The organism is Serratia sp. PL7 (assembly GCF_945957435.1).
In genome coordinates this window covers 993,204-1,009,970 of record NZ_CAMFLB010000001.1, presented here as the reverse complement: position 1 = coordinate 1,009,970, position 16,767 = coordinate 993,204, and the positions used below count along the sequence as shown (strand labels likewise).

The window sequence follows — 16,767 nt, the reverse complement described above, 5'->3', positions numbered from 1 at the left end:
CGATTTCACCTACAGTCTGCCGACACCCTGAGGAGGATCACTGATGCCACTGAATGATTTACTGACGCTGCCCGGCGTGGCGGCCCAACCGGACGCGGTTACCGACGGTTACGTGTTCAACCACACCATGATCCGCGTGAAGGATCTGGCCAAAGCGCTGGATTTCTATACGCGCGTGCTGGGCTTTACCCCGGTCTATCTGGAAGAGTTCAAAGAAGCCGCTTTCACCATCTGCTACCTGACGCGCAGCCCGCGCGAGCAGATCCCGCAGGATGACGACGAACGCAAACGCTGGGCGCTGAGCCAGCCGGGTATTCTCGAGCTGACCCATAACCACGGCACCGAAAATCAGGCGGATTTCCACTACCACAACGGCAACAGCGAACCGCGCGGCTTTGGCCACCTGTGTGTCACGGTGCCGGACGTGCGCGCCGCCTGCGAGCGGTTTGAGCGCCTGGGCGTCACCTTCCAGAAACGCCTGCATGAAGGCCGCATGAACTACGTGGCGTTCATTCGCGATCCGGACGATTACTGGATTGAAATCCTGCAGCCGACGCCGCTGCGGGACTGATTGTCCCACGCCCTTCACCCCGGCCTGCGCGCCGGGGTTTTTCATCGTTCGCCCTTCGATTGACCATTCTTGCGCAAAATCGCGCGGCAACGCGGGGTTCCGTGACGTTAGGCTTGCTCGCAGCGGGTGATTCGCGTAAAACTGTCAGCCGCAAATCTTGCCACTCACAACCCATTCACTGGACGATATGTTTCAAGATAACCCGCTGCTGGCGCAGCTTAAACAGCAACTTCACTCTCAGACCCCGCGCGTTGAAGGCGTCGTGAAAGGGACCGAGAAAGGCTTTGGCTTTCTTGAAGTAGACGGTCAAAAAAGCTACTTCATTCCACCGCCGTACATGAAGAAAGTCATGCACGGGGATCGCATTATCGCCACCCTGCACACCGAGAAAGAGCGCGAAATCGCCGAGCCGGAAACCCTGGTCGAGCCGTTCCTGTCGCGCTTTGTCGGCCGCGTGCAAAAGCGCGACGATCGCCTGTCCATCGTGCCCGATCATCCGTTGCTGAAAGATGCGATTCCGTGCCGCCCGGTGCGTGAACTGACCCACAACTTCCAGGCCGGCGACTGGGCGGTGGCGGAAATGCGCCGCCATCCGCTGAAAGGCGATCGCGGCTTCAACGCCGACCTGACCCACTTTATCACCGAAGGCGAAGACCATTTCGCCCCGTGGTGGGTGACGCTGGCGCGTCACAACCTGGAAAAAGAGGCGCCGGAGATGCAGGCCCTCAGCGAGCCGGACGCTGCGCTGGTGCGTGAAGATCTGACCGCGCTCGAATTCGTCACCATCGACAGCGCCAGCACCGAGGACATGGACGATGCGCTGTACGTGACCGACAACGGTGACGGTTCGCTGCAGTTGACCATCGCCATCGCCGATCCGACTGCCTACGTCGAACAAGGCAGCAAGCTGGACGATATCGCCCGCGTGCGCGCCTTCACCAATTACCTGCCGGGCTTCAACATCCCGATGCTGCCGCGCGATCTGTCGGACAACCTGTGCTCGCTGCGCCCTAACGAGCGCCGCCAGGTGCTGGCTTGCCGCGTGACCATCGCCGCCGACGGCGCGCTAGGCGACGATATTCAGTTCTTCGCCGCCGAGATCGAATCCAAAGCCAAACTGGTGTACGACGAAGTCTCCGACTGGCTGGACGGCATTGCCGGCTGGCAACCGCCGAGCGACGCCATCGCGCAACAAATCACCCTGCTGAAGCGCGTTTGCGATGCGCGCAATGCCTGGCGCCACCAGCATGCGCTGGTGTTCAAAGATCGTCCGGACTACCGCTTCGTGCTGGGTGAAAAAGGCGACGTGCTGGAGATCGTTACCGAGCAGCGCCGCAGCGCCAACCGCATCGTTGAAGAGTGCATGATCGCCGCCAACGTCTGCGCCGCCATCGTGCTGCGCGATCGCCTGGGCTTCGGCGTGTACAACGTGCACACCGGTTTCGATCCTGCGCTGGTTGAACAAGCGGTCACCGTGCTGCAGGCCAACGGCGTGGAAGCCGAAGCCGAGAAGCTGCTGACCCTCGACGGTTTCTGCGAACTGCGCCGCCACCTGGATGCGCAGCCGACCCAATTCCTCGACAGCCGCATCCGTCGCTTCCAGACCTTCGCCGAGATCAGCACTACGCCGGGGCCACACTTCGGTCTGGGTCTGGAGGCTTACGCCACCTGGACATCGCCGATCCGTAAATACGGCGATATGGTCAACCATCGTCTGCTGAAGGCGATCATCAACCAGCAACCGGCGGAAAAGCCACAGGATGACGTCACGGTGCAGCTGGCGGAGCGCCGCCGCCTGAACCGCATGGCGGAGCGCGACGTCGGCGACTGGCTGTACGCCCGCTTCCTGCAGGACAAGGCCGGTACCGATACCCGCTTCAACGCCGAGATCATCGACGTGACCCGTGGCGGCTTGCGTGTACGCCTGCTGGACAACGGCGCGGTTGCCTTCATCCCGGCACCGTTCATTCACGCGGTGCGTGACGAGATGCAGTGCAGCCAGGAAACCGGCACCGTGCAGATTAAAGGCGAAGTGGTTTACCGCCAGAGCGATACCTTGCAGGTCACCATCGCCGAAGTGCGCATGGAAACCCGCAGCGTGATCGCCCGCCCGGCGGCCTGAACGCCAGCCTGAAACGGTCGCAACGCAAAGCGCCGACGGTGAAAACCGCCGGCGTTTTTTTTCGGCTAGCGCAGCGGCTCTCCGCCGGTTTCACGCAGCAATGGCAGCACCGCCAGCGAAGCCAGCGTAGCCACCATCAGATAGACGGCGGGCGCCAGCAGCGAACCGCTCAGCGCGATCGACTGCGAAGCGATGTACTGGGCGAAGCCGCCGAAGATCGCCACCCCGAGGCTGTAGACCAACGCAAACCCCAGCGCACGAATGCGCTGCGGGAACAGCTCCGAAATCATCAGCATGGTCGGCACCGAACCGAGCGTGGTCAACCCGACCAGCACCGCGACGATCAGCAGCAGCACCGCAGGATGCGGCACCGCGCTCAGCCACCAAAACGCCGGCAGGGCCACGATCAGAATCGCGATCCGCGACCCGCGGATCAGCGGCAGACGGCCGTAACGATCGCACCAGTGCCCGACCAGCAGACTGCCGCCGAAGGTGATGAGCCCCGCCAATAGCATCGCGGCATAACCGTAGGCCTGCGCCATTCCCAGGTATTTCACCGCGTAGGTGCCGAGATAATACATCGAGATGTAAGTGGCGACGGTGGCGCCGATGGTCAGCATCACACCGAGCACTACCGCCCGCGAGTGCTGGCGCAGCTGAGCAGGCGGCTCGTGAGCCCGCGCCACCGACGGCCGATCGCTTTCCAGCCCGAGACGCAGCCAGCAACCGAGCGGCGCCAGCGCCACGCCGATAAAGAATGGAATGCGCCATCCCCACTCGGCCATGGCGTTCGGTTCGCCGGAAAGCACCGGCAAGGCCGCACTGAGCGCCAGCGCGGTGACGCCGCCAACCACGGTGGCGATGCCCTGCGTCGCCAGTGACCAGCTGGAATAGAAACCGCGCCGATTGGGCGGCGCCGACTCCACCAGCAACGACATCGACGCCCCCACCTCGCCGCCCGCCGCTACGCCCTGGATCAGACGCGCGGCCACCAGCGTGGCGGTTCCCCAATAGCCGGCGCTGGCGTAGGTCGGCGCAAAGCCGATCATCGCCGTGCCCAGGCTCATCAAGGAAATCGTCAGGATCATCGCCGGCTTGCGGCCACAGCGATCGGCATAGGCGCCAATCAGAATGCCGCCCAGCGGCCGCATGAAAAAGCTGACGCCGAACGTGGCAAACGCCAACAGCAACGCCAGATGCGGATCGCTAGACGGGGGAAAAAACAATACGCTGATATAAATAACGAAGAAGTTATAAATACCGAAATCGAAAAACTCCAGCGCATTACCGAAGGAGGCGGCGAATATGACCTTTTTGCCACCGACCTTCGGGGCCGATATTATTTCCGTTTGGGTTTCAGTCGTATTTTCACTCATCATTATCTTCCCTGTTATTATTTTTCGCGTTTATTTTAAATACGCTTCCGCCAACGCTCCCCAATACTGGCTGCCGGCCGCCAGACAGCCGTCATTGAAGTCATATCCCGGGTTATGCACCATGCAGCTGCCTTCGCCATCGCCGTTGCCAACGATCAGGTAGCAGCCCTGCGGATGTGCATCGAGCATGAAGGCGAAATCTTCGCTGCCCATCAGCGGCCGGGCACCGTAGTGCGCGCGGGCGGCGCCGAACTGCTGCACCGCCACACGGTGGGCAAAGCGGGTCATCGCTTCTTCGTTGACCAACACCGGCGTACCGTTAACGTGCTCCACCACCGCGTGGGCACCGAAGCTTGCCGCCTGCGCCTCGATCAGCGCCGGAATGCGCGCCAGCAGGGTTGCGCGCGCCTGACGATCCAGAGAGCGTACGCTGAGCTTCATTTCCGCGCTGTCCGGGATCACGTTGGCCGCCTCACCGGCCTTGATGCTGCCGACGGTGATCACGGCCGCCTCCAGCGGATCGATATTACGCGAAACGATGCTCTGTAGGGCGACAGTGATATGCGAGGCCACCAGCACGGGATCGACCGCCAGCTGCGGGATGGCGCCGTGGCCGCCACGCCCCTGCACCCGCACGTTGAACTGATCCATCGAGGCCATAAACGGACCGTGTTGGAAGAAGAAATCACCGAGCGGCATCCCCGGCATGTTGTGCATGGCGAAGATGGCGTCGCAGGGGAAGCGCTCGAACAGCCCCTGTTCCACCATGCGCGCGCCGCCGTTCAGCATCTCTTCCGCCGGTTGGAAAATCAGGTGCAGTGTGCCGTTGAAGTTGCGCGTTTGCGCCAGATAGCGGGCGGCACCGAGCAACATAGTGGTGTGACCATCATGGCCGCAGGCGTGCATGCGGTTGGACACGCTGCTGCTCCAGGGCTTGCCGTTGTTCTCTTCGATCGGCAGAGCGTCCATATCGGCACGCAATCCGAGGCGTTTAACGCCGTCGCCCACCCGCAGCGTACCCACCACGCCGGTGCCCGCCAATCCGCGGTGCACCTCATAGCCCCACGAACTCAGATAATCCGCCACCAGATCGCTGGTGCGAAACTCTTCGAAACCCAATTCAGGGTGCTGATGAATATCGTGCCGAATGGCCGTGAGCTGCGGTAAATATCCTTCGATGATTTTATTTATCATAATTAAATTCCTTTCGTAGCTTTATTATTTATTTGATGAATGATTAAGCCTGCGGGTGAAAATAAAGGTATAACACGGCATGAATAATTTTATTTCAGCACGCCTCGACAGATAAAATAATAATCCGCCAGACACCGTGCCCAGATAAAAAACGACGATAATTCGCTGTGCGCGCCGTGAAAATGCAGAATGAATAACTGCTCAGGATGGTGTGGGCGACAGCCTGCGCCAACGCGGTTTCATCACGTTGTTTTTACACTAAAACCCCACCTGCTTCACATTTCTCATCCGACCTGCCGCGGTTCGGCGGCAAAACTTCTACTGTTAAAACGTCATTCCTAATAACAACGTTGATTTTTACCTCTGCACGCCAAGGAGTTGTTTCATGAAAAACATCAGGTCCGGATTTATCTGGCTGCTGGTGGCGTTGGTCGGCGCCTTCGCTTTCGCCATGCTGGCGCTCAGCCGTGGCGAGCACGTCAACGCCGTCTGGCTGGTGGTCGCCGCCGTCGCCTGCTACAGCATCGCCTACCGCTTCTACAGCCGGTTCATTGCCGACAAGGTCTTTGAACTGGATGACCGTCGTCTGACCCCGGCAGAACGTCACAACGACGGCCTGGACTACGTGCCCACCAACAAATGGGTGCTGTTCGGCCACCACTTCGCCGCCATCGCCGGTGCCGGGCCGCTGGTGGGGCCGATCCTGGCCGCGCAGATGGGCTTCCTGCCGGGAACCATCTGGATCCTGGTCGGCGTCATGCTGGCCGGCGCGGTGCAGGATTTCCTGGTGCTGTTCATCTCCACACGCCGCGACGGCCGTTCGCTGGGGGAAATGGCCAAGCAAGAGCTGGGCGCATTCGCCGGGGTGATCACCATGCTCGGCGCACTGGGGGTGATGATCATCATCCTGTCGGCGCTGGCGCTGGTGGTGGTAAAAGCGTTGGCCGACAGCCCGTGGGGGCTGTTCACCATCGCCGCCACCATCCCGATCGCCCTGTTCATGGGCATCTACATGCGCTTTATCCGGCCGGGCAAAATCGCTGAAATTTCGGTGATTGGCTTCGTGCTGATGCTGCTGGCGATCGTTTACGGCGGCAACGTGGCGCAAGATCCCTATTGGGGGCCGTTCTTCACGCTGCACGGTACCACCCTGACCTGGGTGCTGGTGATCTACGGCTTCGTCGCCTCGGTGCTGCCGGTGTGGCTGCTGCTGGCGCCGCGCGATTACCTTTCCACCTTTATGAAAATCGGCGTCATCATCGGCCTGGCTATCGGCATCGTCTTCGCCATGCCGGAGATGAAAATGCCGGCGGTCTCGCGCTTCATCGACGGCAGCGGCCCGGTGTTCGCCGGCGCCCTGTTCCCGTTCCTGTTCATCACCATCGCCTGCGGCGCCATTTCCGGCTTCCACGCGCTGGTCTCCAGCGGCACCACGCCCAAGCTGGTGGAACGCGAAAGCCACATTCGCTTTATCGGTTACGGCGCCATGCTGATGGAGTCTTTCGTCGCCATCATGGCGCTGATCTGCGCCTCGGTGCTGGATCCGGGCGTTTACTTCGCCATGAACTCGCCGGCGGCACTGATCGGCACCACGGTGGAAAATGCTTCGCAGGTGATCAACAGCTGGGGCTTTATCGTCACGCCGGAAACGCTGGCGCTGATCGCCAAAGAGGTGGGCGAGAACTCCATCCTGTCGCGCGCCGGCGGCGCCCCGACCTTCGCCGTGGGCATGGCGCACATCATCAGCGAGGTGTTCAACAGCCGGGCGATGATGGCCTTCTGGTACCACTTCGCCATTCTGTTCGAAGCGCTGTTCATCCTGACCGCCGTCGACGCCGGTACCCGCGCCTGTCGCTTTATGGTGCAGGATTTGGTGGGCGTGGCGGTACCGCAGTTGGCCAACAACCGCTCCTGGTTCGGCAACCTGGCGGGCACCACGGTGGCGGTGGCCGGTTGGGGCTTCTTCGTGTATCAGGGCGTGGTCGATCCGCTCGGCGGCATCAATACCCTGTGGCCGCTGTTCGGTATCGGCAACCAGATGCTGGCGTCGATGGCGCTAATCCTCGGCACCGTGGTGCTGTTCAAGATGAAAAAACAGCGCTACGCTTGGGTGACTATTCTGCCGACCGCCTGGCTGTTTGTGACCTCCATGACCGCCGGCTGGCAGAAGATCTTCCACGAAAAACCGAGCATCGGCTTCCTGGCGCAGGCGAAGAAGTTCTCCACCGGCATCGAGCAAGGCACGATCATTGCGCCGGCCAAGTCTTTGAAAGACATGGAAACCATCGTGTTCAGCAACCAGATCAACGCCGCGCTGTGCGGGTTCTTTATGCTGGTGGCGGTAACCATGCTGATTGCCGCCTTCTTCGCGATCCGCCGGGCGCTGCGTTCCGAACAGCCGACGACGCACGAGGTCGGCGCCGCGCTGCGAGAGGAGACCGGCCGCGGCTAAACGAACCGAGCATCAAGCAAGGGCGCCGCGGCGCCCTTTTTACTGGCTTTAGCCTAACAGCGTTGAGCCGAACGCCCCCTGCCAATCCTGCTCGAATTTCTCGACCGCAGCCTGCACCGCCGGCGCGCTGAGGAACTGCTCCGCGACGTCCACCGGCAGCGTGATGGCCTGGCAGCCCGCCAACAGGCACTCCAGCGCCTGGCGCGGTGTTTTGAAGCTGGCGGCCAGCACCTGCGCCGACGGCGCGTGCAGGCTCAGCAGCTGCTGCAGCTCGTGCACCATTTCAATACCGTCGCCGCCCTGCGCGTCAACCCGATTGACGTAAGGCGCCACATATTCCGCCCCGGCCAAGGCGGCCAACAGCCCCTGCCCGGCACCGTACACCGCGGTGCCCAGCGTCGGGATGGACATCGTTTTAAGCTTCTTGATCGCCGCCAATCCCTCCGCGGTTGCCGGGATCTTCACCACCAGCCCCGGTACCCGCTGGCTGAGCAGCGACGCCTCCGCCACCATGCGCTCCGCATCGGCCGCCATCACCTGCGCGAATAGCTTGCCGGTGCCGCCAAGGGCGTCGCGCAGCGCAGGCAGCACTTCCCAGATCGGCTTGCCTTCCTTCGCCACGATGCTCGGGTTGGTGGTGACGCCGTGCAGCGGCAGAATGCGCGCCAGGCGTTTTACCGCGGTCACATCGGCGGTATCGAGATAAAGCTCCATCACGGACTCCTGTGTCATGTTCTGTGGGCGGATTCAAACTCTGATCATCATAGGGCAAAAACCCCGTCAACTTTTGATCAAAATCAATTCAACTTTCATTCGAAACACCTTTAATGGCGAAAGATTCAGCAACGCCAAACGGGTGATTCATGTTCTTCAATCTGCAGCGCTACTCGACCCATGATGGCCCCGGCATCCGCAGCGTGGTCTTTTTAAAAGGGTGCCCGCTGAGCTGCCGCTGGTGTCAGAACCCGGAAAGCCGCTCGCGCCACGCGGATCTGCTGTTTGACGAGCGCCTGTGTCTGAGCGGCTGTACGCTGTGCACCGAGCGCTGCCCACAAGGCCTGCTACGTGACGAGGGCGCACTGACGCTGCGGCGCGACGTCATCAGCGCAGACGACTACGCGGCGCTGGCCGCCGCCTGCCCAACCGGCGCGCTCAGCCTGTGCGGCAGCGTGGTCAACCCCGACGATATCATGGCCGAGGTGATGCGGGATAAGCCTTTCTACCTGCGCAGCGGCGGCGGTTTAACGCTGTCCGGCGGCGAACCCTTTATGCAGCCGGAAGTCGCGGCGGAGCTGCTGCGGCGCGGTCGCGAAGCCGGCATCCACACCGCCGTCGAATCCTGTCTGCACGTGCCGTGGCATTACATCGCCCCTTCGTTGCCCTGGCTGGATCTGCTGTTGGCCGATCTCAAACACACCGATGAAGCGCGTTTCAAAACCTGGACCGGCGGCTCGGCCCGCCGGGTGATGAACAATTTTCGCCGGCTGGCGGCGCACGGCGTGCCAATGACCGTGCGCGTACCGCTGATCCCCGATTTCAATGCCGATCGCCACTCTGTCCGCGCGATTGTCGACTTCGCCGCCGACGAGATCGGCGTATCGGAGATCCACTTTCTGCCGTACCACACGCTGGGCATCAACAAGTATCACCTGCTCGGCGAACCCTACCGCGCCGCCCGCACACCGCTGGACGCGCCCGATCTGCTGGCCTTCGCCGAAACGTACGCCGGCGCCAAAGGCCTGACCGCCATTTTGCGAGGATAACGCCATGACCACATTGGATTTGACCACCCTCAGCGCCCGTATTCAGGCGCATAAGAACGCGCTGATCCACATCGTCAAACCGCCGGTGTGCACCGAACGCGCGCAGCACTATACCGAGGCCTATCAGCAGCATCAGGATCGGCCGCTGCCGGTGCGCCGTGCGCTGGCGCTGGCCAACCACCTGGCGAAGCGCAGCATCTGGATCGCCAACGACGAGCTGATCGTCGGCAACCAGGCCAGCGAGCTGCGCGCCGCGCCGATCTTCCCCGAATACACCGTCGGCTGGATAGAAAACGAGATAGACCAGTTGGCAGACCGGCCGGGCGCCGGCTTCTCGGTCAGCGAAGAGAATAAGGCGATTTTGCACCGTCTGTGCCCATGGTGGCGCGGCCAAACGGTGCAGGATCGCTGCTACGGCATGTTCACCGACGAACAAAAGGCGCTGCTGGCCACCGGCATCATCAAGGCCGAGGGCAACATGACCTCTGGCGACGCCCATCTGGCGGTCAACTTCCCGCTGCTACTGGAACAAGGCCTCGACGGCCTGCGCGAAAAAGTGAACGCGCGCCGCAGCCGCCTGCGCCTGACCGAGTGGGAAGATCTGCACAAAGCGCAGTTTCTCAACGCTATCGATATCGTGCTGACGGCGCTGAGTGAGCACATCCTACGCTTCGCACGCCTGGCGCGCGATATGGCGCAACGCGAAACCCGCGACTGGCGTCGCACCGAGCTGCTGGCTATCGCAGACAACTGCGACCTGATCGCCCATCGCCCGCCGCACACCTTCTGGCAGGCGCTGCAACTGTGCTATTTCATCCAGCTGACGTTGCAGATCGAATCCAACGGCCATTCGGTTTCCTTCGGTCGCCTCGACCAATATCTTTATCCCTGGTATCGGCGCGACGTGGAGCTGGAGCAAAACCTGGCGCGGGAAGACGCCATCGAGCTGCTGCACAGCTGCTGGCTGAAGCTGCTGGAGATCAACAAGATCCGCTCCGGCTCGCACTCCAAGGCCTCCGCCGGCAGCCCGCTGTACCAAAACGTCACCATCGGCGGGCAAAAACGGGTCGATGGGCGGCCGTGTGACGCGGTCAATCCGCTGTCCTACGCCATTCTCGAATCCTGCGGCCGCCTGCGTTCCACCCAGCCCAACCTCAGCGTGCGTTACCACGCCGGGATGAGCGCCGATTTCCTCGACGCCTGCGTACAGGTGATCCGCTGCGGCTTCGGCATGCCGGCATTCAATAACGACGAAATCGTCATTCCCGAGTTCATCAAGCTAGGGGTCGAGCCGCAGGACGCTTACGACTACGCCGCCATCGGCTGTATCGAGACCGCCGTCGGCGGCAAATGGGGTTATCGCTGCACCGGCATGAGCTTCATCAACTTCGCCCGCGTGCTGCTGGCGGCGCTGGAACAAGGCCGCGATGCCACCTCCGGGCAGATCTTCCTGCCGCAGGAACAGGCGCTGTCCAAAGGAAACTTCGCCGATTTCGAACAGGTCTTAACCGCCTGGGATCGGCAAATTCGCTACTACACGCGCAAGTCGATCGAGATCGAGTGCGTGGTGGACAGCGTGCTGGAGGAGAACGCCCACGATATCCTCTGCTCCGCGCTGGTGGATGACTGCATTGAACGCGGCAAAAGCATCAAGCAAGGCGGCGCCAAATACGACTGGGTTTCCGGCCTGCAGGTCGGCATCGCCAACCTGGGCAACAGCCTGGCGGCGGTGCGCAAACTGGTGTTCGACCAAGGGGCAATCGGCCAGCAGCAGCTGGCGGCCGCGCTGGCCGAAGACTTCGCCGGACTGGATGGCGAACAGCTGCGTCAGCGGCTGCTCAACGCCGCGCCCAAATACGGCAACGATGTGGACGAGGTCGATCGGCTGCTGGTGCGCGCCTACCAAACCTACATCGAAGAACTGAAACAGTACCGCAACACCCGCTTCGGCCGCGGGCCGATCGGCGGCGGCTACTACGCCGGCACCTCGTCGATTTCGGCCAACGTGCCCTTCGGCGCCGCCACCCTGGCCACGCCGGATGGGCGCAAGGCGCACCAGCCTCTGGCGGAAGGCGCCAGCCCGGCGTCCGGCACCGACCACCTGGGGCCAACGGCGGTGTTCAATTCGCTCGCCAAGTTGCCAACCGAGGCGATCCTTGGCGGCGTGCTGCTCAATCAAAAGCTGAATCCGGCGACGCTGGACAACCCGCGCGATCGGGAAAAGCTGATGCTGATGTTGCGCACCTTCTTCGAGAGCTATCGCGGTTGGCATGTGCAGTACAACATCGTGTCGCGCGAAACGCTGCTGGCGGCGAAGCAACACCCTGACCAATATCGTGATTTAGTGGTTCGCGTAGCTGGCTATTCCGCTTTCTTTACCGCATTATCCCCTGAGGCGCAGGATGATATTATTGCGCGCACAGAACATACTCTTTAAACCTTTGACTCTTAGCGGCCGCGCCTTGGCGGCCGCATCATCAGGCCGATATGAATTTACGACAACAGACCATATTGCAGTTGGTTAACGATCGCCGGCGGATCAGCGTCAATGAGCTGGCGCGGGCCTCGGGCGTATCGGAAGTCACCATCCGGCAGGATCTCAACCTGCTGGAAAAACGCAGTTATTTGAAGCGCGTACACGGTTCCGCCGTGGCGTTGGAAAGCGACGACGTCGACGCTCGCATGATGTCCAATTTCACCCTCAAACAACGATTGGCACAGTACGCCGCGGCGCAGGTCAACGACGGTGAGACGATCTTCATCGAGAGCGGCAGCGCCAACGCCCTGCTGGCGCGCTACATCGCCGAACGCAAGCGTATTACGCTGATCACCGTCAGCCACTATATCGCCAACCTGCTGAAAGAAACCGACTGCGACGTGATTGTCCTCGGCGGCATGTATCAGAAGAAAAGCGAGACCGTGGTCGGCCCGCTCACACGGCTGTGCATTCAGCAGGTGCATTTCAACAAGGCGTTTATCGGCATTGACGGCTTTCAGGCCGAAACCGGCTTTACCGGCCGCGACATGATGCGCGCCGACGTGGTCAGCGCGGTGCTGGCCAAGGGCGTGGAGAATATCGTGCTGACGGACTCCAGCAAATTCGGCCAGATCCAACCCAACCCGCTGGCGCAGCCGGGGCAAATCAGCCGAGTGATCACCGATTCACGCCTGGCGCTGGAGTATCAGCATCAGCTGAAACGCCAGGGCGTACAGGTGGAGCTGGTCAACGAATAACGCGGGCCGCCACCGCACCTCTCGCGTCGCGCGGGCCACGCCGCGCGCCGTTTCCCTTGTGCAACGGGATTTTAAGACTATTTACCTGTTTATCCTTTCAGAGAAACCTATACTCAGTTTCGGTCACTTTTGGGCCGTAACCTGCTAATTATTCGGCCGTTAACAAAAAGTGCCATTTTTTATATCGATACTGTACGGGAATCAACAGCAGGCCTGATTTATGGTTAGCGCCTATACTTAGAGGGCACTTCCATATAGCCAATGCTAAGGAGAAGTCATTATGATGATTATCAATAAACGTTTCGCCACCGCCGCTCTGGCTCTGACTCTGGCGTTTTCACTGAGCGCCTGTTCCAACATGTCCAAACGCGATCGCAACACCGCTATCGGCGCCGGCGCCGGTGCAGTCGGCGGCGCAGTGCTGACAGACGGCAGCGCGTTGGGCACACTGGGTGGGGCTGCGGTAGGGGGCATCATCGGTCACCAGGTTGGCAAATAACCTTTCCGATGTTCCTCTGCCGACAGGCGGGCAAAAGCGCCGAGGCGCTTTGACGTATTAACCAGAATAACGATGATTTCAGGTCTGCTTTACTTTAAGTCTATGGTTCTTTCGCCGTTAACGGGCTAACTCCCGGCAGCAACAGCCTCAAGCCATGCCGCAGCATTGCACTGCGGCATGGCGATTCGCCTCAACCGCCCGCCAGTTTGACCTTCATGCCTTTGGCTTCCAGTAGCTGTTTGAGCAGATCGCGTTTATCGCCCTGGATCTCGATGATCCCGTCTTTCACCGAACCGCCGCAGCCGCATTTCTTTTTCAGTTCGGCCGCCAGTTTGTCGAGCGCAGCGTCATCCAGATCGACGCCGGTAATCAGGCACACGCCCTTCCCCTTGCGGCCGCTAGTCTGACGCTGGATGCGCACGATGCCGTCGCCCTTGGCGCGTTGCGGTTTAACGTCTTCCTGCTTGATGCGGCCGGTGTCCGTGGAATACACCAGGCGGCTGTTATCGTCATTCATCGGCGGTTCCTCAGGCCAAAGAGGCGCGGATCGCGCGCAGCGTCGCGGCCGGATCCGCAGATTGGGTGATCGGACGCCCAATCACCATGTAGTCCACGCCAGCGGCCTGCGCCTGCACTGGCGTCATAATGCGGCGCTGATCGCCCGCCGCGCTGCCTTCAGGGCGGATCCCCGGCGTCACCAGCTGGAAAGCCTGCCCGCAGGCGGCCTTCAGGCGCTGCGCTTCATGAGCCGAACACACCACGCCGTCCAGCCCGCAGTCGCGGGTCAGGCGCGCCAAGCGCTCGGCGTGTTCCGCCGGGCTGGCTTCGATACCAATGCCGCGCAGGTCTTCCGCTTCCATACTGGTGAGCACCGTCACGGCGATCAGTAGCGGCGCATCCGCCCCGAATGACGTCAGCGCTTCTTTAGCGGCGGTCATCATGCGCGCGCCGCCGCTGGCGTGGACGTTGACCATCCAAACGCCCAACTCGGCCGCCGCCGCGACCGCATGCGCGGTGGTATTGGGAATATCGTGGAATTTCAGGTCAAGAAATACGTCGAAGCCACGCCCGTGCAGATCGCGCACCAGCTGCGGCCCGAACAGCGTGAACATTTCTTTGCCCACTTTCAGCCGGCAGTCTTGCGGATCGATACGGTCGGCGAACGCCAGCGCGGCATTCTTATCGGCGTAATCTAACGCCACAACGATTGGAGATGATTTTAAGTCATTGTTATTAGCGTTATTTTCAGACTTCATTTCTTCTACCTTCTGTAAAATAGACATAATCAGGGACTCACCCGCGAAACTGACCGCCGCATTCTACATGCCGGGGGCCAGAAATCCCAGCCGCAGCGCGCACCGGCGCTCTGTCATGTTACCTCTCACCTTTGTCATGGCGCGTCAACGAAAGCGCGCCAGCGATAAACCACGCAGCGTAAAACGCCGTAAAGATGCGTAAATTATCAATCAAATATTTTGAATAAATTACTCAGCATTATCAGATTTTCAATCGGCCAAGATGCTTTATTATTCACCACATCGGAAGCGAATGGCTTCCCTCCTAAATAAACAGACTGGAGTCACCTATGAAAACCATCAAATATTTTGCAGCCGCTGCCGCTATCGCACTGACCTCTTTCGCCACTTTCGCCGCTGAGCCGATCAGCAGCCAGCAGGCCGATAGCCTGACCGCCACCGGCGTCGTTTCCGCAGGTCATGCGACCACCCTCAGCAGCCTGGAGAAAAAACTGGCCGCTAAAGCGGATGCCCAGGGCGCCAGCAGCTACCGCATCATCTCCGCCGGTGGTAACAACATGCTGAGCGGCACCGCGGTCATCTACAAATAATGTTTCCGGTACAGGGCCCGCTCGCTCGGGCCCTGCCTCTGTTTCCCGCCTGAAAAAACCGCATCTTGCTCGCCTTACACTGTTACAAAAATATTAAATTTTTATTACACACTAGACACCCGATCGCCAGTGGCTTAGCTTGAAGGCATCTTCCTGCAGAAAGGCTTTCAAAATGAGCGAGATATCGACACTTACCATTAAAATTCCTCTGGCACTGAAGGAAAAAATCCGCGCCGCCGCCGCTGAAAACGAGTTTTCATTGAGCGTGGAAGTGTGCCAGCGCCTGGAAAGCAGCTTCAGCGCCCCCGCCGCCAAGGCAGAAAAACCGACCAAAAAGGCGGATGAGCTGCACCACGGCGAGATCGACAATCAAAGCACCGAAGAAGAGATTGAACAGCCACTTAGCCAGAAAGAGCTGAAGAAACTGCGTCAGCTGTTGAAAACCGGCGCCAAAGGCGGCAAGAAAAAGTAAGCGATGAACGTAGAAAAACGGGGCGATGAATCGCCCCGTTTTATTTTGTCGCGCCGCCGCGTTATTGTCCGTCCAGACCGCGGATCGGTTTGACCGATGACCAGGCGCGGCACGACGGACAATGCCAATAGAGCGAGTGTGCGGTAAATCCGCACTTGTGGCAGCGGTAACGCGGCTTGGTGCGAATTTGCTCGCCGACCATATCGCGCAACAACAGCAGACTCTCTTTCGCACGGCCGTCTTCGGCGTCCGCCAGGTGATAATCCATCAACCGATAAAACACCCGCATAGTAGGATGACGCTGTAGCTGACGGTTGATATAGACCTGCACCACGTCGCGCCCTTCGTGCTGCTCGATGATCTCGGCCAACATCAGATCGGCGGTAGCGCCGGTGTTTTCTTCTACGCAGCGCTTAAGGAATTCAGCCCAGTTGTGCTGTTGTTCCGGCAGATGCGTGTAGCATTCCTGCAGCATCGGCAGCGTTTCGCTGACCAATTCTTTGTCCTGGCTCAGTACGCGCTGCAGCGACTCTGCCGCTTTGGCGTAGTCGTTTTGCGCCATGTAGATGCGCCCGAACATGATAGATACTCGTGCACACTGTTTATCGGCCGCGTCCGCACGCTTAAGTAAGCTCATCGCCCGATCGAGATCGTCACTGCCCATCGCCTGCAATGCCAGCTCACAGTAGAAATGCGCAATCTCGACGCGCTGTTTCTCTTTGCCCAGCTTGACCAGCTTTTCCGCCACGTCGATGGCTTTCTGCCAATCGCTGGTGGCCTGATGGATCACCAGCAACTGCTGCAGCGCCGATACGCGGAAATCCGCTTCGTCAGTCAACTGGCTGAACATGTCTTCCGCGCGATCGTACAGCCCGGCCGCCATATAGTCGCGGCCCAGCTGCTGTACCGCCAGCAGGCGCTGTTCGAAGGTCAGGGAAGCGCTTTCCATCAAAGCCTGATGGATGCGGATGGCGCGGTCGACTTCACCGCGCGAACGGAACAGGTTACCTAGCGTCAGGTGGGCTTCAACGGTGTTGCTGTCCTCTTTCAACATATCGAGGAACAGATCAACCGCCTTGTCCTGCTGGTTGGAAAGCAGAAAGTTCACCCCTGCCACGTATTCGCGCGACAGGCGGTTGGCTTCTTGCTGTTTATCCTGCTGAGCGCTTCTGCGCCCCATGTACCAACCGTACGCGGCAGCCACGGGCAGCAACAGAAACAGCAGTTCTAACATAGAG

The 16,767-nt window shown here is 60.4% G+C and carries 15 protein-coding genes; 9 read left to right on the top strand and 6 right to left on the bottom strand.

Going from position 1 to position 16,767, the window contains the following annotated elements; translation table 11 throughout:
* Window positions 1-43 precede the first annotated feature (43 nt).
* A complete protein-coding gene (gloA, locus tag N6G83_RS04795; RefSeq protein WP_025303012.1) occupies window positions 44-571 on the top strand; it encodes a lactoylglutathione lyase in 528 nt (175 codons plus the stop codon).
* A 187-nt stretch (window positions 572-758) separates the two neighbouring features.
* Window positions 759-2,693, top strand: a complete 1,935-nt coding sequence (locus tag N6G83_RS04790) for an exoribonuclease II (RefSeq protein WP_025303013.1) — start codon at window positions 759-761, stop codon at window positions 2,691-2,693.
* Between the two features lie 65 nt (window positions 2,694-2,758).
* Here the strand turns inward: N6G83_RS04790 and N6G83_RS04785 are convergent, their stop codons facing one another.
* Entirely contained in the window at window positions 2,759-4,069 is a 1,311-nt protein-coding gene (locus N6G83_RS04785; protein ID WP_260514801.1) for an MFS transporter, read from the bottom strand.
* Window positions 4,070-4,099: 30 nt separating this feature from the next.
* The gene (locus N6G83_RS04780; protein ID WP_260514800.1) at window positions 4,100-5,263 is read right to left on the bottom strand and encodes a M20 aminoacylase family protein; all 1,164 of its coding nucleotides are present in this window, start codon (window positions 5,261-5,263) and stop codon (window positions 4,100-4,102) included.
* A 385-nt stretch (window positions 5,264-5,648) separates the two neighbouring features.
* Between N6G83_RS04780 and N6G83_RS04775 the strand changes: the two genes are divergently transcribed.
* Entirely contained in the window at window positions 5,649-7,715 is a 2,067-nt protein-coding gene (locus N6G83_RS04775; RefSeq protein WP_025303016.1) for a carbon starvation CstA family protein, read from the top strand.
* Between the two features lie 48 nt (window positions 7,716-7,763).
* Here the strand turns inward: N6G83_RS04775 and fsa are convergent, their stop codons facing one another.
* Complete coding sequence (fsa, locus tag N6G83_RS04770; RefSeq protein WP_049205488.1) at window positions 7,764-8,429, bottom strand: fructose-6-phosphate aldolase; 666 nt, start codon at window positions 8,427-8,429, stop codon at window positions 7,764-7,766.
* A gap of 149 nt (window positions 8,430-8,578) precedes the next feature.
* On the opposite strand from fsa, the gene N6G83_RS04765 reads away from it, so the two are divergent.
* From N6G83_RS04765 to osmB, 4 genes are all read left to right on the top strand, one after another.
* Complete coding sequence (locus N6G83_RS04765; protein WP_049205489.1) at window positions 8,579-9,478, top strand: glycyl-radical enzyme activating protein; 900 nt, start codon at window positions 8,579-8,581, stop codon at window positions 9,476-9,478.
* A gap of 4 nt (window positions 9,479-9,482) precedes the next feature.
* Complete coding sequence (locus N6G83_RS04760) at window positions 9,483-11,915, top strand: formate C-acetyltransferase/glycerol dehydratase family glycyl radical enzyme (protein ID WP_260514799.1); 2,433 nt, start codon at window positions 9,483-9,485, stop codon at window positions 11,913-11,915.
* Window positions 11,916-11,965: 50 nt separating this feature from the next.
* Complete coding sequence (locus N6G83_RS04755) at window positions 11,966-12,712, top strand: DNA-binding transcriptional regulator YciT (RefSeq protein WP_004930631.1); 747 nt, start codon at window positions 11,966-11,968, stop codon at window positions 12,710-12,712.
* A 280-nt stretch (window positions 12,713-12,992) separates the two neighbouring features.
* Complete coding sequence (gene osmB / locus N6G83_RS04750; RefSeq protein WP_004945176.1) at window positions 12,993-13,211, top strand: osmotically-inducible lipoprotein OsmB; 219 nt, start codon at window positions 12,993-12,995, stop codon at window positions 13,209-13,211.
* Between the two features lie 190 nt (window positions 13,212-13,401).
* Here the strand turns inward: osmB and yciH are convergent, their stop codons facing one another.
* Window positions 13,402-13,728, bottom strand: coding sequence for a stress response translation initiation inhibitor YciH (gene yciH / locus N6G83_RS04745; RefSeq protein WP_025303019.1), 327 nt, complete (start codon window positions 13,726-13,728; stop codon window positions 13,402-13,404).
* Window positions 13,729-13,738: 10 nt separating this feature from the next.
* Window positions 13,739-14,467 (bottom strand): orotidine-5'-phosphate decarboxylase, encoded by a 729-nt coding sequence (gene pyrF / locus N6G83_RS04740; protein ID WP_025303020.1) that lies wholly within the window; start codon window positions 14,465-14,467, stop codon window positions 13,739-13,741.
* Between the two features lie 329 nt (window positions 14,468-14,796).
* Between pyrF and bhsA the strand changes: the two genes are divergently transcribed.
* Both bhsA and N6G83_RS04730 read left to right on the top strand, forming a co-directional pair.
* A complete protein-coding gene (gene bhsA / locus N6G83_RS04735) occupies window positions 14,797-15,057 on the top strand; it encodes a multiple stress resistance protein BhsA (RefSeq protein WP_025303021.1) in 261 nt (86 codons plus the stop codon).
* 172 nt (window positions 15,058-15,229) lie between these two features.
* The gene (locus N6G83_RS04730; protein WP_025303022.1) at window positions 15,230-15,529 is read left to right on the top strand and encodes an Arc family DNA-binding protein; all 300 of its coding nucleotides are present in this window, start codon (window positions 15,230-15,232) and stop codon (window positions 15,527-15,529) included.
* Between the two features lie 61 nt (window positions 15,530-15,590).
* Here N6G83_RS04730 and lapB read toward each other — a convergent pair whose 3' ends face one another.
* Window positions 15,591-16,763, bottom strand: a complete 1,173-nt coding sequence (lapB, locus tag N6G83_RS04725; RefSeq protein WP_025303023.1) for a lipopolysaccharide assembly protein LapB — start codon at window positions 16,761-16,763, stop codon at window positions 15,591-15,593.
* Window positions 16,764-16,767 lie beyond the last annotated feature (4 nt).

Bases quoted from the DNA above. Each gene is read 5' to 3' on its own strand.
- gloA (WP_025303012.1), top strand. From the start codon at position 44: ATGCCACTGAATGATTTACTGACGCTGCCCGGCGTGGCGGCCCAACCG.
- N6G83_RS04790 (WP_025303013.1), top strand. From the start codon at position 759: ATGTTTCAAGATAACCCGCTGCTGGCGCAGCTTAAACAGCAACTTCAC.
- N6G83_RS04785 (WP_260514801.1), bottom strand. From the start codon at position 4,069: ATGAGTGAAAATACGACTGAAACCCAAACGGAAATAATATCGGCCCCG.
- N6G83_RS04780 (WP_260514800.1), bottom strand. From the start codon at position 5,263: ATGATAAATAAAATCATCGAAGGATATTTACCGCAGCTCACGGCCATT.
- N6G83_RS04775 (WP_025303016.1), top strand. From the start codon at position 5,649: ATGAAAAACATCAGGTCCGGATTTATCTGGCTGCTGGTGGCGTTGGTC.
- fsa (WP_049205488.1), bottom strand. From the start codon at position 8,429: ATGGAGCTTTATCTCGATACCGCCGATGTGACCGCGGTAAAACGCCTG.
- N6G83_RS04765 (WP_049205489.1), top strand. From the start codon at position 8,579: ATGTTCTTCAATCTGCAGCGCTACTCGACCCATGATGGCCCCGGCATC.
- N6G83_RS04760 (WP_260514799.1), top strand. From the start codon at position 9,483: ATGACCACATTGGATTTGACCACCCTCAGCGCCCGTATTCAGGCGCAT.
- N6G83_RS04755 (WP_004930631.1), top strand. From the start codon at position 11,966: ATGAATTTACGACAACAGACCATATTGCAGTTGGTTAACGATCGCCGG.
- osmB (WP_004945176.1), top strand. From the start codon at position 12,993: ATGATGATTATCAATAAACGTTTCGCCACCGCCGCTCTGGCTCTGACT.
- yciH (WP_025303019.1), bottom strand. From the start codon at position 13,728: ATGAATGACGATAACAGCCGCCTGGTGTATTCCACGGACACCGGCCGC.
- pyrF (WP_025303020.1), bottom strand. From the start codon at position 14,467: ATGAAGTCTGAAAATAACGCTAATAACAATGACTTAAAATCATCTCCA.
- bhsA (WP_025303021.1), top strand. From the start codon at position 14,797: ATGAAAACCATCAAATATTTTGCAGCCGCTGCCGCTATCGCACTGACC.
- N6G83_RS04730 (WP_025303022.1), top strand. From the start codon at position 15,230: ATGAGCGAGATATCGACACTTACCATTAAAATTCCTCTGGCACTGAAG.
- lapB (WP_025303023.1), bottom strand. From the start codon at position 16,763: ATGTTAGAACTGCTGTTTCTGTTGCTGCCCGTGGCTGCCGCGTACGGT.